The organism is Salmonella sp. SAL00672 (assembly GCF_046552175.1).
Taxonomy (GTDB): Bacteria; Pseudomonadota; Gammaproteobacteria; order Enterobacterales; family Enterobacteriaceae; genus Salmonella; species Salmonella enterica.
This window is the reverse complement of the sequence record NZ_JBGDUQ010000001.1, coordinates 119346-132845: the sequence shown is the minus strand read 5'-3', so window position 1 is coordinate 132845 and position 13500 is coordinate 119346. Positions and strand designations below refer to the sequence as shown.

Genomic DNA, 13500 nt, shown 5'->3' with positions numbered 1-13500 from the left:
AGGCCTGTGCGCTTTGCCGTTTGGGCGTAAAGTAGTCAGGCTTACTTTTTGGCAAGGAAACCATAATGTTTGATGTCACTCTGCTGATCCTGCTCGGACTGGCAGCTCTGGGATTTATCAGCCACAACACCACTGTCGCCGTCTCAATTCTGGTGCTGATTATTGTCCGCGTAACCCCGTTGAATACCTTTTTTCCCTGGATTGAAAAACAGGGACTCACCGTCGGGATTATCATTCTGACCATCGGCGTAATGGCTCCCATCGCCAGCGGAACCCTACCGCCCTCCACATTGATCCACTCTTTTGTGAACTGGAAATCGCTGGTCGCGATTGCCGTCGGCGTTTTCGTCTCCTGGCTGGGCGGTCGCGGCATTACGCTGATGGGAAACCAACCGCAGCTCGTCGCCGGGCTGCTGGTCGGTACGGTACTTGGCGTCGCGCTGTTTCGCGGCGTGCCGGTCGGCCCACTGATTGCGGCGGGGCTGGTCTCTTTAATTGTGGGGAAGCAGTAACTCGCCCGTCAGATACTGGCCTGGCGTCTGCCCCAGGCCTTTTTTAAACATGGTAATGAATGCCGTGGTGGAATCATAACCCAGCATTTGCGCCGTCTGCTGTACATTACGTCCCGCGATCAGCGCTTGTAGCGCCAGAATTAATTGCAACTGATGACGCCAGCGACGAAAGCTTAATCCCGTCTCTTTGACGACCAACCGGGCAAGGTTACGCTCGCTCATCGCGAATACGCTGGCCCACTGCCCTAACGTATTCCATCGCGCGGGCTCCTGCGCCATTGTCTCAACCATTTGGCGGATTTTCGGATGCCCCGATACCGGTAATTGCAATTGTTCCTGCGGCTGCTGCGGCAGTTCATCAAACAACACCTGAATAAGGCGCTGCGTTGGCATTTGCGCTCTTTCGGGATCGGTTCTGCGCGCCAGCGACAAAATCAACTCCCGGCATAACGGCGAAATTTTCAGCGTGCAGCAACGCTCCGGCATGACGACCGCCGCAGGTTCAATAAATAAAAAGCACAGCTCCGCCCCTGCGGTCACATGATTACTGTGCGGCAGCGAGCCGGGGAGCCAGACGGCATACTGGGGCGGAACCATCCACATCGCATTTTCCACCTCACAGGTGATCGCGCCGTGCAGAGCGAGGATCAACTGTCCCTTGCGATGCTGATGGCGAGGGCTAAACAGTTCATCATCCCTGGCGCGAATACAAAAGGCCACAGCGGCATCGTGGTGAAGGTCGGGATCGTAACCGTCCAGTCTCAGGCCAATCATTATATTGTCCGATTTTAGCGATAAATTGTCATTTTAGCTTGATTCATCCAAACAGTAAAAACTGTTAAGGTATCGCCTCGCCTGACGAGATGAGAAAACGATGACGACAGCCCTTTCACCACGCGGCAAACAGGGCGCTTTACTGATTGCCGGTATTTTGATGATAGCCACTACGCTGCGCGTAACATTTACCGGCGCTGCGCCGTTGCTGGAGACAATCCGTTCGGATTACGGTCTTTCCACCGCCCAGACGGGCCTGCTAACAACCTTGCCGCTTCTGGCGTTTGCACTGGTTTCGCCGCTGGCGGCCGGTATTGCCCGCCGGTTTGGGATGGAACGCAGTCTGTTTGCCGCAATGCTGCTGATTTGCGCGGGTATTGCTCTCCGCTCCCTGCCCTCCGCTGCATTGTTGTTTGCCGGAACTGCCATTATTGGGTGCGGGATAGCGCTGGGTAATGTGCTGCTACCAGGATTGATTAAGCGCGATTTTTCACAACATGTCGCCAGGCTGACGGGCGCGTATTCATTGACGATGGGCGCCGCCGCCGCGTTGGGGTCCGCGCTGGTGGTTCCGCTGGCGTTGCACGGTTTTGGCTGGCGCGGCGCGCTGTTAATGCTAATGCTGTTTCCGCTGTTGGCGTTTCTTATCTGGTTGCCGCAGTGGCGCACTACCCGCTCAGCTAACCTGAGTAGCTCCCGGGCATTACATGAACGCGGTATCTGGCGTTCGCCTTTAGCCTGGCAAGTTACGTTGTTTCTGGGACTTAACTCACTGATTTATTATGTGATTATCGGCTGGTTACCAACAATACTCATCAGCCACGGTTACAGCGAAGCACAGGCAGGATCGCTACATGGCCTGCTGCAACTGGCGACCGCGGCGCCTGGGTTAGCCATTCCGCTTATTTTGCCTCGCTTTAACGATCAACGCTGGATTGCCGCGCTGGTCTCACTCTTGTGCGCAGTGGGCGCGGCGGGGCTTTGGTTTGTGCCGGGCCAGGCGATCATCTGGACGCTACTGTTCGGCTTCGGTTCAGGCGCGACGATGATCCTCGGCCTGACGTTTATCGGCCTGCGCGCCAGTTCGGCGCATCAGGCGGCGGCGCTTTCCGGCATGGCGCAGTCGGTCGGGTATTTACTGGCGGCATGTGGGCCGCCCGTCATGGGAAAACTTCATGATGCCAGCGGTAGCTGGTATCTACCGCTGTCAGGCGTGACGGTTCTGGCTATCATCATGGCGATTTTCGGCCTCTACGCTGGACGCGATCGAGAGATAGCGTCATAAATAAACCTGATACCCACTTGAATGCCTGATGACGCTTCGTTTATCAGGCCTGATCCATTAAAATCATTACCGCTATCCGACAAAAGTACCGTAAGCGACACCATCACAGGAGGGAAAAATGCGAATCCAGTGTAAGCGCGTCTATTTCCCGGCGGAAAAAGACGATGGTTATCGGGTATTGGTTGACAGGCTATGGCCGCGAGGCATTAAAAAAGCAGCGCTGGTCTATGATGAATGGAATAAGGCCATTACGCCCTCCACCGAATTGCGCAAAGCCTTTCATAGCGAACTGATTGATTTTAACCACTTCGCGCAGCAATACCGGGCAGAACTTGCGCAACAGCATCAAGAAGGCAAACGTCTGGCGGATATTGCCCGACACCAGCCGCTAACGTTGCTATACGCCGCTAAAGATACTCGCCAGAACCATGCCATTGTGCTGGCAGAGTGGCTACGAGAGCTGTGATTGTCGTGCCGCCGCCTGGCCTGGTTGTCTGTCCGGGGACAACGGCATCAAATGTTCTGCCCGCACCCAGGCAAAACCGTGCTGGCCATCGGCGGAGGCTACATCGCCCGTGACCAGCCACAGCGCCCGAGGCGCTTCTTTCGGCAGTAAGGTGACGTGTCCATTTACCGGGTTAATGAATTCATCTCCGGGTTGACACAGGCAAAATAGCTCAACCGATTTACCAATATTCTGCCGTCCGGCGGGTGTTTTAGCGCCAATAACTATTGCCAACGCGCCCGGCTTTAACTGAAACATATTTTCTTGCGCCGCATGAAACTCATTATCAGATTGTTCTTAATCATATCCCGTCGGACCGCAGGTTGTCACTTTTTCGTATCAGGGTGCTCTCTGCGCCATAATGCCCACTCATCAATGATTTCGCCATTGGGCAATTTGCAATCGGAACGCACGCCTTGTGGGGTCTGCACCGGCATCAGCGTACCGCCCTGTTGCTCACAGTAGACGGCTGCCGGATTAGGCATCCCAATACGCGGCGGCCTGGGGGCGTTGGGTTGCGACGATGAACAAGCGCTAAGCAGCAATACGCCTGGCAACGCAATCCACGTAAATTTCATAACGACTCCTTAAAGCGATATTTTGTCCAGGATAACCTGGCGGGTACGCTATTTCCATACTTTCTGTCAGCGCTTTAGCGGGTGTTTATCCCGGGTTAAGTCAGTAATAGCCACGCCCTGTCACAAAGCAACCGACCTTTTGTCGCTGAGAAAACCCTGCTATTCTGGCGCCCCCTGAACAGTGAAGGTAATAGCATGAGAGTGGGTATCCTCTTCCCTGTCGTCATTTTCATTACGGCAATATTATTTTTGGCATGGTTTTTTATTGGCGGTTACGCCGCGCCGGGACCATAACCATGAGGAAAACAACGATGGTGTTGATGGGCATCGCGCTAATTGCGGTGGCGGGTACCGAACTGGGCTGGTGGTAAATTCATTTTGAATAATAAAGGCTACCTGTCGTAGCCTTTATTATCTCTGAAAGTTCTGCGTTTAGCTTTTGATTTTTCTGTAGATTAACAGCACGACAATCGCGCCGATCACCGCGACTGCAAAGCTGCCGAAGTTGAAACCATCCACTTTGCCAAAGCCAAAGAACGTACTGATCCATCCTCCGACTACCGCACCAACGATCCCCAGAATGATCGTCATAAAGAATCCGCCGCCATCTTTACCTGGCATGATCCACTTAGCCAAAATACCCGCAATAAGTCCAAAAATAATCCATGAAAGAATGCCCATTTTTTCCTCACTTATGTCTTAACGTTAGCGGTTTATTTGCCGTTAAAAAGAATAGCACATCGTCAGGAAAGTGAAGTTTGTGATATCCATCACCTTTTAGCGTCGTGGATAAAAGCGCATAAATATCAGGGTTGCAATCATTAATGATAACGATTATCTTTATCAACACCGAGTAGTTGAGTTTATAACCCACCTGTTCGGTACGACATTGCTCACATTGCTTCCAGTATTATTTGCCCGCCTCACCGAGTGCGGGCTTTTTTTGCTAACCGCTATCTATCCCATGTCGAATTCATGGTCTTTTTCAGCGCGCTATTTTGCGTGATACGGGGTCATCTCCAGCGCCGTACATTCATCCTGCTTGTCCTGCTGCATAAACACCACGGTCACCATAAACAAACCGATCATAAATGGCACTTCATAAAGCTCTTCAATCAAATCTGTGTAACGAGCGTTATGCAGGAATATCGGCGACAACCACCGATGATGCTCGACAGTGTCGGAAATCAGATATGAACATGCCGTCACGGTAAACAGCCACAATGGCAGAGGAGCGTCCCGTAGGCGACGAACAATCTCCTTACGGAGCCCGGCAGAAAACAGGACTGGCAAGACTAACGCAGCAATTAATAGCACTGAAATCGTTCTGAACAGCATACGCGGCTCGTCAGGGAAATAGTCACGCCCCCAACTGGTGCTTCTACCCAATAGCACCACCCACCAGACAACAGCCCATAGCCAAAACTGCTTTGCCCCTTCGGGACGGGAAAGTGGCCGTATATACCAGGCGGTAAATAGCGCCCCAAACAGTAACCATAACGCTTGTCCGTTTTCAATCCATCGGACCACCACGCCGTTAAGCAAAGGCAATTGCCAGTCCGCCGTAAACGGGATGACCACAGCGGCAAGCGCAAGAGTAAGTGCTGACGAAGTTAATCGGGTATCGAGTTTCATGATTATAAGACTCTTCTGGTTTTTAATACCCAATCATAAGTTTTATGAATACGCTCTCATTAGCAAACAATGCGATATTCTTAATGTTTTCTTAATGTTTCTTTTCAACCCATGTCTGATGTAAATAAACAGCGCTTTTCAATACGCAAAAACCGCATCACGCTGGCGACGCGCGATGCGGCTTCTGATTTAAAAAATCACTTTATATCAAATAGATACTACAAGATCCTTACCAACCGCAAACGTCGTGTTCGTTTTCGGTATCGTAGGAACGCACGGTATTGACCAAATCCTTCACAACTTCTGCTGCAACTTCAGGTACCAGCAACGTCATCGGTGCTTCCGTTTCATAGTCCACAGAGACGCCGTTGCTATTATTCGTGACCGTGACGGTATAAGTGGCCTTTCCCATTATTATTCTCTCCCGGCATGAATGACTTTTCGTGAGGTCGCCCCTTCCATCAGTACTTCCGGCGCGACAAAAAAGTCGATGTTAAAATAGGTATCATCCGTCATGACCTCAATATTGTGCCACTTTTCCGGAGGAAACACGCCAAACTCGCCGGCATTGATCACCATGATCTCTTCCGGCTCAGAGCAATGTTCATCAGCGTATCCGAGATATTTGACCGCCCCCTGCATCACCGAGAGACGAGGATAAACGCCGGGTCGCGTTCCCTTATCAAGGTGGCGTTCGAAAATTCCGGCAGGCGCCGTCTCTTTGTTCCAGAAGGGCGTGGAACGTGTATGGATATGATTTTGTGGAATTTGCCGCATTTGCTTCCCTCTTCCCGCAGGTTACTCAGCGATAATCTCATCGCTGTCGTAAAAAGGTTACGCTCCAAAAACAGCATTTTAAATACCATTTATTGGTTACTATTTTGCTGTTTTCCACGCAATAACACCGAAAGGAGAGCAATGACCCGCCGTTGACGACGGGTCCGGGAGGGTTAAGACTGGAGCGTTGCCAGGCGGGCGGCAAACCCGACGAAAAGAAGGCCAATCAAAGAATTGCCCACTTTTGCCAGTTTCTTTTTGGTACCAATATAGTGGGTTACAAAAGCGCCAGAAAGAATTAAAAAGCTCAGATAGCAAAAACTGACGATTTCAAGGGTGGTGGCCAAAATAAAAAATGACACGCCAGTATGCGGCGCAGTAACATCAATAAATTGCACAAAAAAGGAAACATAAAAAAGTATGGCTTTAGGATTCGTCAGGCTAAGAATTAAAGCACGCTTAAAAATAGCGCCAAAAGGAACTACCGTTTCCGTCACCGCACGCCCTTTTGAGGTCAGAGTGGCGTAAAGGATTTTTGCGCCAAGGTAGAGCAGATAAAACGCGCCGAGATAGCGAACAATGTTAAACAGAACCGGCGTTGTTTTGATCAGCGTCGCCACGCCCGCATACGCCAGAAACATTAATATCGCATCGCCGATAAACACGCCGCATGCGGCAAGATATCCTCCTTTAACCCCGCGTCCCACGCTATTTTTAAGCACAAAAAGCGTATTCGGCCCCGGTACCAGAACGATAAAAATCGCCCCGACCAGGTACGTCCAATAATTCAGAACACCATACTCCGCGAACACATTAACCTCTTCCTGAAAACATTTACGCTTAGCTGCGAAACAGTATGCTAACGAATGCACCGGAAGATGGGAAGCGAAACCACGTCTCTCCAGCCGCTATTCCGCCACGCTTATATCCAAATCACCTAAAAGCGTTCTTTTATCGCTACCTCCGCAGGCAATCACCAGGTATTGGCCCACCTCTCCTCATGTGGAGTTAACGCGCGCGTCGCACCAAAGATAAGGCTGCCAACACATTACTGATATCGCTCTCATTCAGATTCGGCGCATTAAACTGCGCTCTCAGCCACACCATATCGTCGTGGCTGAAAGCGCCAACCATCAAGCGCTGGCTGATAATGATCAACATTTGATTATCAAGTTGTCGAATACGTTGCCGGGTGACCGACAAGGTTTGTATCGGAAAGGAGGGTTCTGAGCCGATTCGCCACTGCGCTAAATAGCGGTACTGTATCGCTTTACTGGCATCCATTAGCGAACGAATAAAAGGGGTTATCGAATGCGGGTCCAGACCGTTATTTTTCGCTTCTTCTTCAGCCTCGGCAAAAACATTTTGTTCACGTGTGAAATCCTCTATCGGCAGATGGTGCTTCATTTTATAAGCAGCCACATCTTTCATTAATAACATGCGTTCATTGAGCGCGGTTAAGAGCGCGCCAAGCGATACCGACGTTACCGAATCGGCAAAAGTGGTGCTGCACATCAATAAAGAACAAAGAAAAATGGCGATATGACGAATCATTAATCAACCTCCTTTTACGGAGGCCTGACAGTAATTTACCTTTATTAAGATAACATTAAGTAATTATTACAGATGGGTATTAATGCTTATTCGTTTAAACTGGAGTGAGAAAAAAGAACAGGCCGTTGATTCTGCGGAATCTTCACCTTCATTTAAAGTGTATAAAATATACAACAAATCACACAAATGTGATGCGCATCACGTTTTTATGATTTTTTATTACAGTTTTATGATATAGGTCTAACTTTAATAGGTCACTAATTTCTCTCCCCCGCTCAGGGAGATCGGCTTCAATTTACATCGAATATGGTGAAATATGACTACCATTACACTAGTCAACGAACAAAATAGTACTGGCAATCCTTTTTCTGCACATATGTTATGTGAACAGCGAGCTATTCAGGAAATTACTTACGAACTATTGCAATCGCAGCAGCATGTCTCAAATAAGGATATCATCGCCAAACTTATTGAAAAACTGGAAACAGAAAAAGACGTAGTGCAGCTTGATATTTACCGTAATGCCTTAGAAGCCGTTTTGTTTCAGACACCTGACGACATCTAATATATACCCAAAATAATTCGAGTTGCTTAAAGGCGGCAAGGGAGTGAGTCCCCAGAAGCATAGATAACTATATGACTGAGGTGAACGACAAATCTGCCGGGAGCAGATTTGAACGTCGCGTGCGACGGCCCGTCAGGGCGAGGCCCATGGATGGGCCGAGTAATCCGTAGCCAACACATAAGCAACTTGGAGTATGAAGGGTATAAACAAGGGAGGGGGTTACTCCTCCCCTGTTCGTTAATAATGCAGATGCCTCAACGTGCGGTGCCTGATTTTTCGTAGCCGTTTGCATGGATTTGCGGTGCAACATGCTGCATGCTTTCCGGCATCTCATGCTGCCGGTATACGGCTGGCAGTAATGTTAAGCCTGAGCCATTTTTCACATGAAGACTAAATTTACCCGATTCTTTTAAAGCCTGAATAAGATTTTCCTGCGCGGGAGTTAATGTCTCATCATGCCACAGAACAATATGCTCGAAAGACGTTGATAAAAGATCGGGCATCGGCGCCTGCCAGGGGATGACTTCAACTCGCATACCTTCACTACAATATTTAATCGTTTCCAGCCATAGCTCAATGGGGTCGTTCAGCGAAAACGCAGCAATAAGCATTGTGCCTGCTGGCGCCTTTCGTACGCTACTTAGCTGGAATGTGGCGTATTCAATAATCGCAGTATCCAGTAATGCCTTTTCAAATCGGCGTGCATCATCATCGCCTGCGGACAACCACAGCCGTAAAGGACGCAGTATTGACTCAATGACGATACACGGCGGAATTTCCCGACCATAACGCCAGAGTAATTTTCGCAATTTGGCGGGTTCGAATTTTCTACACTGCGCTAAAATCTCTTCCTGGTAGAATAACCATCCCGAGCGGCAATGCGTTTCTTCACCATAGAGGGCAGGTTTAATCTCTTTTAATGAGAAGCCTTTGCTTAACGCGTCGATAATATGCTGTATTCTGATAGCATCTTCTATGCAATAAAAACGATTGCCAGCTTCATCTTTGGTAGGTTGAAGCAGGCCATAGCGTTCCCAGGACCTGATATTTGCTGTTGTGACACCACACTGCGCCGCCATTGCGCTAATACTAAAAGTAGCCATGCCTGTCTGGCCTCATGATGATGTAAGAAAGCATAGTGAACCTAAACGCCATCAGAAGCAAATCATTATTAAGCAATGACCTTACTATTTACACGGGAAATTACATTATCAACATTATTTATTGTAAGCCAGTGCGTAAAGGCTTTAGAAACGGACAGTATTTGATAATCCAGAACTGTTCTACAACCTAATTTAGTCAGAACATGGTAGCGTACTGAGTAAATAGTTTTTAAATGTACATTCAGCTCACAGCTTATTTGTCGGATATCCATTCCTTTAACAAGCATCGCCAAAACATTTCTTTCATTCGCCGTTAATCTGACTTTCTCTGACCTGGGAAAAAATTGACCAGCAGCGGCCAAAATCAGTAATTCACGCCACTCAGCAATAGAGGCATCGACCTTTATTCGATATATGGCATGATGTTCATCAATAAAGTTATATTCATTATGGGTAACAATTCCAATGAGTACCGTTTTAAATGCGGAAGTAATATACTGCTGTACGGTGTAGTAATCGTCAATATCAAAAATAATATAATTTACGTTACCAGCTATTATTGCGACGTCCTTAAATAAGGACTCCAGACCATAATTAAGAAACAGGTTTTCGCTCAATAGTCTTGTATCTGTCTTTAAAACAGATGATGCGGAACCAGTCATATCCACCTCAACAAAACGAGAGCCATGTGGGAATATCCATTCGATGGCCCGCATAAGATCATCTGCTTACTTCAGCGATGAGAACCTATTAAGTAGTAGTTGAGGAACGCCGTTTGCGCAACCTGACAGACGTCCTGGGGCATCTTATGTGAACTGCGTGGGGATGTGCGCTTTGGCAAAATCCACAAAGCGTACGACCGCAGGCAGCAAAATATGCCAGTCCTGTTGCTCCAGACCTAAATATTCACGCTGCGCCTCACGCAACGTGGCAGCATAATCTTCTGGCAACTGAGGTAACAGCCAGTCAGCCGCCGCATCCTTAGAGGTAAATCTCCCGGTAGAAAGGGTATACCAGATACGCGCCAGGGTTAAAACGATATGATACTCATCTCCCTGCACATCTGCCGTGGATTGCCAAAGGTCGAGGGGATAACGCAAGGCCTTCAGCAACTGCACCGCAGGGGCTGGCGTGAACAGCCGTTCCGCGCGTTCTCCCTTTAGCGGTATACTGGTTTCCAGAATTTGGGTTATCAGTAACACAATGTCCCAGTCCTGCTGCGCTGGTTCATAAATCCCCTGACAAATGTCCTCTCTTAGCCACTCGCCAAATTGCATTTCCCGGGCAGGTGGAAAACACCAGGGAACCAGCTGCGAATAAAGCACGACAGTGACCTCCAGAGCGCGTTTTTCTGCCGACGCCCCCGGCGGCGATGAAAGCGCCAGCAATTCCTGCATCAGCGTTGCGCGTTGGGCCTCCGTCAGCGGCTGGCATATTGTCACCAGTAGATCAATGTCGCTGTTTGGCTTCAGACCGCCCGCGACAGCGGAACCATATAAATGAATAGCACGCAACGTATCGCCTGTGACACGAGTAATCAGGCGACATGCCGCTTCCGTTTGGCATTGAATCGAGGGCGGTATGGACAGCGTCATCGTTGCTCCGGGGGCGCAGGTATTTTTTATATTGATTGCCAGAAATATGGCATAACGGCAGAAAAAAAGCTCGCTATTCATAGCGAGCTTTTAACATTGCATCAGACTTAATGATGTAGCATTTCGTCAACGACCTCATTCGCCTTTAACTGATAAGGATAATAGGTAGGCCAGTTTTCCATCTCTTGCAACAATGCCTGTTGCGAGGTATTTCCCATAAAGATATGGAAGTGCGCCGATTTGCGCGGGGCAATGATATGATCACTAAACTGAACATATTTAGGCGCTTTGCTATTCGCATCTTTACATTCGAACAGATAGCGCACCCCTTTTTTACCCGATGCGTAAGTCAGAATTTTATAGCCGGCATAATTGTATTTACAGGATGCAACGTTATTGTCGCGATGGAATTCTATAACGCCATTTTCAATGCCGATAGTCTCAACATTCGTCGCGTATCCTTTGCGATAATACGCTTTAATATCCTCAAACGTTTTCTCCGGGTCTTTCTTCGCCTTTTGCCTGAAGACAGGGTCCAGCTCGCCGCTGACCAGATAAGGATAGACGGATTGCCACATACCATCCCAGTCGGTGAGCGCGCGATCGCGTACATTAGCGTCATCAAACACGCCCGCTGCCGCTTTTTGCTCAACCTCCGTCATCGGCGCGCCATGAGCATGATGACCATGCGCGAAGGCAGGACTATTTACCAACAGCATTCCCAGAAGCATTGTCAGTTTTTTTAAATGAATCACCAAAACGTTACCCTCATCTTTCTTAGAAAGATGATTGTTATATTATAACATTGCATTTATTTCAACAGAAACTCAGCGGCCACCGCGCAGGTGGCCTTTTTTGATATCAACTGGTCCGCCATCGAGGAATTGAACCCCGAACCTTAGAGGTAGAAGCTCTATGCTCTATCCGGTTGAGCTAATGGCGGAAGAAAAATTACGCGGCCATTTTAAGGCAGGCGTCTGCGTATTGGCTGCATGCCCGCGCGCAATTCTGGCAATGGTCGTGATCGTGCCTTGCACACTCTTCGGCGCAGGCTTTGCAGATATCCGCGCACAGGCGGCATAATTTTTGTGAGTACTCGCTTTCCAATGCCATAAATTGCGCCGCCAGGCGACAAATGGCCGCACATTGCATATCTAACTGGATGCAGTGCTTCATCATTTCGACGTTATCTTCACGCAGACAAGAAGAGGCGCAGATATCACACGCCGCCGCGCATTCATAACACTGCTCAATACACTCACGATGTTCTTGTTGCATAAATGACTCCTTATTTTATTAAGAGGAGTAGATAAGTCTGCACAGAAACGCCGGGATAGCCAAACGGCTACCCCTCTTTTTCATACTTTTTGAACAAAAGTGCTGAATAAAACAGCAATAGTAAAGCCGGAAATCGGCCTCCGTGATGTGACGTCTATACTGTAATGTTCATCTGCTTTTCATCGGAGGTAAAATGGAGTATTTAGCACGACTAAATATCGTTGCGATGCTGATGTCAACGACGTTCTGGATCAATCTGGCGGTCGTTTTTTTCGTCACCCTCATTACTTACTGGCTCATCAACTGGCTACTTAATGTGGTCTATAAAGCGCTACAACGCCCGGATAAAAAGGATGATGCTCATGGGCGGCTGCGGCCTATTGTTTTCGAGATGCTGAAAAAGACCAGTAAGATGCTCATCTTTTTTGCCGCATTTCTCTTTAGCCTGCGCTTTGTCGCCCTGCCCGACCGGTTATTCTCTCCCCTCTCTCACGCCTGGTTTTTAGTGGTTGCGATTCAAATGGCGATTTGGCTTGATCAGGGCGTACAGTCATGGATGCGTCATTTACTGTATGCCCCAGGCTCCAATAAAAACCCGGTGACGTTAGTCATTCTTGGTATGATTTTGCGCGTGCTCGTCTGGTCTATGATGCTGCTCTCCATCCTGGCGAACGTCGGCGTGGATATTACCGCACTGGTAGCCAGCCTCGGCGTGGGCGGTATTGCTATTGCCCTGGCGGTACAAACCGTTCTGAGCGATGTCTTCGCTTCGCTGTCGATTGGTTTCGATAAGCCCTTCGAGATTGGCGATTTCGTCGTCTTTAATGATGTAGCCGGTACGATTGAACATATCGGTTTGAAAACCACTCGCATCCGTAGCCTCAGCGGCGAACAGATCGTTTGTGCGAACGCGCAGTTGTTGCAGCAAACCATACACAACTATAAGCGGATGCAAACGCGTCGTATCGTGTTTACTTTTGGCGTCGCCACTGCGACACCGCCGGAAAAGTTACGCCTCATCGGCGATATGGTGAAAAAGATTATTACCGATGTCGGCGAAACACAATTCGACCGCGCCCATCTACTGGCCTTTGGTCAGGATCGGCTGACCTATGAGGTGGTGCATATCGTCAATACCGCGGATTACAATAAATACATGGATATTCAGCAAGAGATAAATATCCGTATTATTGAAAAACTCATTGAGAATGATATCGAACTGGCGCTGCCAAGTCTGGTTGTCAGAGCCCCTGTACAGGTTGAAGAGACCAGAGACTACAGTAATACCGCTGATGCAAAAAACGCAGATAAACACGTCATGCAGTAAAATCTCTGCCGA

21 protein-coding genes and 1 tRNA gene are annotated in these 13500 nt (G+C 48.7%); 7 read left to right on the top strand and 15 right to left on the bottom strand.

The features are described from left to right. The first annotated feature begins 65 nt into the window (after positions 1 to 65). A complete protein-coding gene (locus ACLJTG_RS00735; RefSeq protein WP_000460698.1) occupies positions 66 to 512 on the top strand; it encodes a DUF441 domain-containing protein in 447 nt (148 codons plus the stop codon). On the opposite strand, the gene ACLJTG_RS00730 is transcribed toward ACLJTG_RS00735, so the two are convergent. Next, positions 492 to 1286: an AraC family transcriptional regulator gene (locus ACLJTG_RS00730; protein WP_000579793.1), complete on the bottom strand. Its 795-nt coding sequence runs from the start codon at positions 1284 to 1286 to the stop codon at positions 492 to 494. The genes ACLJTG_RS00735 and ACLJTG_RS00730 overlap by 21 nt on opposite strands. A 100-nt stretch (positions 1287 to 1386) precedes the next feature. Between ACLJTG_RS00730 and ACLJTG_RS00725 the strand changes: the two genes are divergently transcribed. Both ACLJTG_RS00725 and ACLJTG_RS00720 read left to right on the top strand, forming a co-directional pair. After that, positions 1387 to 2571 carry a CynX/NimT family MFS transporter gene (locus tag ACLJTG_RS00725; protein WP_000205343.1) on the top strand — a complete coding sequence of 395 codons (1185 nt, stop codon included), beginning with the start codon at positions 1387 to 1389 and terminating at the stop codon, positions 2569 to 2571. Between the two features lie 118 nt (positions 2572 to 2689). Then, entirely contained in the window at positions 2690 to 3037 is a 348-nt protein-coding gene (locus ACLJTG_RS00720) for a DUF488 domain-containing protein (RefSeq protein ID WP_001222527.1), read from the top strand. Here the strand turns inward: ACLJTG_RS00720 and ACLJTG_RS00715 are convergent. Together ACLJTG_RS00715 and ACLJTG_RS00710 are read right to left on the bottom strand one after the other, a co-directional pair. Then, positions 3023 to 3334 (bottom strand): hypothetical protein, encoded by a 312-nt coding sequence (locus tag ACLJTG_RS00715; RefSeq protein ID WP_000487126.1) that lies wholly within the window; start codon positions 3332 to 3334, stop codon positions 3023 to 3025. The two genes, ACLJTG_RS00720 and ACLJTG_RS00715, sit on opposite strands and share 15 nt — an antisense overlap. 68 nt (positions 3335 to 3402) lie before the next feature. After that, positions 3403 to 3654 carry a DUF333 domain-containing protein gene (locus ACLJTG_RS00710; protein ID WP_000673491.1) on the bottom strand — a complete coding sequence of 84 codons (252 nt, stop codon included), beginning with the start codon at positions 3652 to 3654 and terminating at the stop codon, positions 3403 to 3405. A 195-nt stretch (positions 3655 to 3849) separates the two neighbouring features. Between ACLJTG_RS00710 and ACLJTG_RS00705 the strand changes: the two genes are divergently transcribed. After that, a complete protein-coding gene (locus tag ACLJTG_RS00705; RefSeq protein ID WP_095462096.1) occupies positions 3850 to 3948 on the top strand; it encodes a YoaK family small membrane protein in 99 nt (32 codons plus the stop codon). A gap of 138 nt (positions 3949 to 4086) precedes the next feature. On the opposite strand, the gene ACLJTG_RS00700 is transcribed toward ACLJTG_RS00705, so the two are convergent. The 6 genes from ACLJTG_RS00700 to ACLJTG_RS00675 form a co-directional block, all read right to left on the bottom strand. Then, positions 4087 to 4335 carry a GlsB/YeaQ/YmgE family stress response membrane protein gene (locus tag ACLJTG_RS00700; RefSeq protein WP_000512149.1) on the bottom strand — a complete coding sequence of 83 codons (249 nt, stop codon included), beginning with the start codon at positions 4333 to 4335 and terminating at the stop codon, positions 4087 to 4089. A 312-nt stretch (positions 4336 to 4647) separates the two neighbouring features. Further along, a complete protein-coding gene (locus tag ACLJTG_RS00695; protein WP_001576139.1) occupies positions 4648 to 5289 on the bottom strand; it encodes a hypothetical protein in 642 nt (213 codons plus the stop codon). Between the two features lie 229 nt (positions 5290 to 5518). After that, positions 5519 to 5701 (bottom strand): DUF1869 domain-containing protein, encoded by a 183-nt coding sequence (locus ACLJTG_RS00690; protein WP_000513733.1) that lies wholly within the window; start codon positions 5699 to 5701, stop codon positions 5519 to 5521. Positions 5702 to 5703: 2 nt separating this feature from the next. Further along, on the bottom strand, positions 5704 to 6066 hold the full coding sequence (gene yeaR / locus ACLJTG_RS00685; RefSeq protein WP_001248993.1) for a DUF1971 domain-containing protein YeaR: 363 nt from the start codon (positions 6064 to 6066) through the stop codon (positions 5704 to 5706). 173 nt (positions 6067 to 6239) lie between these two features. Next, a complete protein-coding gene (gene leuE / locus ACLJTG_RS00680; RefSeq protein WP_079951257.1) occupies positions 6240 to 6878 on the bottom strand; it encodes a leucine efflux protein LeuE in 639 nt (212 codons plus the stop codon). A 196-nt stretch (positions 6879 to 7074) separates the two neighbouring features. Next, on the bottom strand, positions 7075 to 7620 hold the full coding sequence (locus ACLJTG_RS00675; RefSeq protein ID WP_000617979.1) for a chorismate mutase: 546 nt from the start codon (positions 7618 to 7620) through the stop codon (positions 7075 to 7077). Positions 7621 to 7702: 82 nt separating this feature from the next. Between ACLJTG_RS00675 and ACLJTG_RS00670 the strand changes: the two genes are divergently transcribed. Next, positions 7703 to 7858, top strand: coding sequence for a hypothetical protein (locus ACLJTG_RS00670; protein WP_000908466.1), 156 nt, complete (start codon positions 7703 to 7705; stop codon positions 7856 to 7858). Positions 7859 to 7936: 78 nt separating this feature from the next. Then, entirely contained in the window at positions 7937 to 8185 is a 249-nt protein-coding gene (locus ACLJTG_RS00665; RefSeq protein ID WP_000208086.1) for a biofilm/acid-resistance regulator YmgB/AriR, read from the top strand. A 254-nt stretch (positions 8186 to 8439) separates the two neighbouring features. On the opposite strand, the gene ACLJTG_RS00660 is transcribed toward ACLJTG_RS00665, so the two are convergent. The 6 genes from ACLJTG_RS00660 to ACLJTG_RS00635 form a co-directional block, all read right to left on the bottom strand. Next, positions 8440 to 9288: a MerR family transcriptional regulator gene (locus ACLJTG_RS00660; protein WP_000190263.1), complete on the bottom strand. Its 849-nt coding sequence runs from the start codon at positions 9286 to 9288 to the stop codon at positions 8440 to 8442. Positions 9289 to 9356: 68 nt separating this feature from the next. After that, positions 9357 to 9950, bottom strand: a complete 594-nt coding sequence (locus ACLJTG_RS00655; protein ID WP_001682351.1) for a helix-turn-helix domain-containing protein — start codon at positions 9948 to 9950, stop codon at positions 9357 to 9359. 144 nt (positions 9951 to 10094) lie between these two features. Further along, the gene (gene aadA / locus ACLJTG_RS00650) at positions 10095 to 10883 is read right to left on the bottom strand and encodes a cryptic aminoglycoside nucleotidyltransferase ANT(3'')/ANT(9) (RefSeq protein WP_000175796.1); all 789 of its coding nucleotides are present in this window, start codon (positions 10881 to 10883) and stop codon (positions 10095 to 10097) included. Between the two features lie 107 nt (positions 10884 to 10990). Next, a complete protein-coding gene (zinT, locus tag ACLJTG_RS00645; RefSeq protein WP_001537483.1) occupies positions 10991 to 11638 on the bottom strand; it encodes a metal-binding protein ZinT in 648 nt (215 codons plus the stop codon). 111 nt (positions 11639 to 11749) lie between these two features. Further along, positions 11750 to 11826: transfer RNA gene (locus ACLJTG_RS00640), tRNA-Arg, on the bottom strand. A gap of 8 nt (positions 11827 to 11834) precedes the next feature. Continuing rightward, entirely contained in the window at positions 11835 to 12161 is a 327-nt protein-coding gene (locus ACLJTG_RS00635; protein ID WP_079951258.1) for a four-helix bundle copper-binding protein, read from the bottom strand. A 193-nt stretch (positions 12162 to 12354) separates the two neighbouring features. Here ACLJTG_RS00635 and ACLJTG_RS00630 point away from each other — a divergent pair, with 193 nt between their 5' ends. Beyond that, positions 12355 to 13488 (top strand): mechanosensitive ion channel family protein, encoded by a 1134-nt coding sequence (locus tag ACLJTG_RS00630; protein WP_023261432.1) that lies wholly within the window; start codon positions 12355 to 12357, stop codon positions 13486 to 13488. Positions 13489 to 13500 lie beyond the last annotated feature (12 nt).

What these genes read in the sequence shown, in the direction of transcription:
- ACLJTG_RS00690 (WP_000513733.1), bottom strand. Translation starts at nt 5,701, where the DNA reads ATGGGAAAGGCCACTTATACCGTCACGGTCACGAATAATAGCAACGGC.
- ACLJTG_RS00705 (WP_095462096.1), top strand. Translation starts at nt 3,850, where the DNA reads ATGAGAGTGGGTATCCTCTTCCCTGTCGTCATTTTCATTACGGCAATA.
- ACLJTG_RS00660 (WP_000190263.1), bottom strand. Translation starts at nt 9,288, where the DNA reads ATGGCTACTTTTAGTATTAGCGCAATGGCGGCGCAGTGTGGTGTCACA.
- ACLJTG_RS00670 (WP_000908466.1), top strand. Translation starts at nt 7,703, where the DNA reads ATGCTTATTCGTTTAAACTGGAGTGAGAAAAAAGAACAGGCCGTTGAT.
- ACLJTG_RS00725 (WP_000205343.1), top strand. Translation starts at nt 1,387, where the DNA reads ATGACGACAGCCCTTTCACCACGCGGCAAACAGGGCGCTTTACTGATT.
- ACLJTG_RS00700 (WP_000512149.1), bottom strand. Translation starts at nt 4,335, where the DNA reads ATGGGCATTCTTTCATGGATTATTTTTGGACTTATTGCGGGTATTTTG.
- ACLJTG_RS00710 (WP_000673491.1), bottom strand. Translation starts at nt 3,654, where the DNA reads ATGAAATTTACGTGGATTGCGTTGCCAGGCGTATTGCTGCTTAGCGCT.
- ACLJTG_RS00630 (WP_023261432.1), top strand. Translation starts at nt 12,355, where the DNA reads ATGGAGTATTTAGCACGACTAAATATCGTTGCGATGCTGATGTCAACG.
- ACLJTG_RS00655 (WP_001682351.1), bottom strand. Translation starts at nt 9,950, where the DNA reads ATGACTGGTTCCGCATCATCTGTTTTAAAGACAGATACAAGACTATTG.
- ACLJTG_RS00635 (WP_079951258.1), bottom strand. Translation starts at nt 12,161, where the DNA reads ATGCAACAAGAACATCGTGAGTGTATTGAGCAGTGTTATGAATGCGCG.
- ACLJTG_RS00715 (WP_000487126.1), bottom strand. Translation starts at nt 3,334, where the DNA reads ATGTTTCAGTTAAAGCCGGGCGCGTTGGCAATAGTTATTGGCGCTAAA.
- aadA (WP_000175796.1), bottom strand. Translation starts at nt 10,883, where the DNA reads ATGACGCTGTCCATACCGCCCTCGATTCAATGCCAAACGGAAGCGGCA.
- ACLJTG_RS00675 (WP_000617979.1), bottom strand. Translation starts at nt 7,620, where the DNA reads ATGATTCGTCATATCGCCATTTTTCTTTGTTCTTTATTGATGTGCAGC.
- ACLJTG_RS00735 (WP_000460698.1), top strand. Translation starts at nt 66, where the DNA reads ATGTTTGATGTCACTCTGCTGATCCTGCTCGGACTGGCAGCTCTGGGA.
- ACLJTG_RS00665 (WP_000208086.1), top strand. Translation starts at nt 7,937, where the DNA reads ATGACTACCATTACACTAGTCAACGAACAAAATAGTACTGGCAATCCT.
- yeaR (WP_001248993.1), bottom strand. Translation starts at nt 6,066, where the DNA reads ATGCGGCAAATTCCACAAAATCATATCCATACACGTTCCACGCCCTTC.
- ACLJTG_RS00695 (WP_001576139.1), bottom strand. Translation starts at nt 5,289, where the DNA reads ATGAAACTCGATACCCGATTAACTTCGTCAGCACTTACTCTTGCGCTT.
- ACLJTG_RS00730 (WP_000579793.1), bottom strand. Translation starts at nt 1,286, where the DNA reads ATGATTGGCCTGAGACTGGACGGTTACGATCCCGACCTTCACCACGAT.
- ACLJTG_RS00720 (WP_001222527.1), top strand. Translation starts at nt 2,690, where the DNA reads ATGCGAATCCAGTGTAAGCGCGTCTATTTCCCGGCGGAAAAAGACGAT.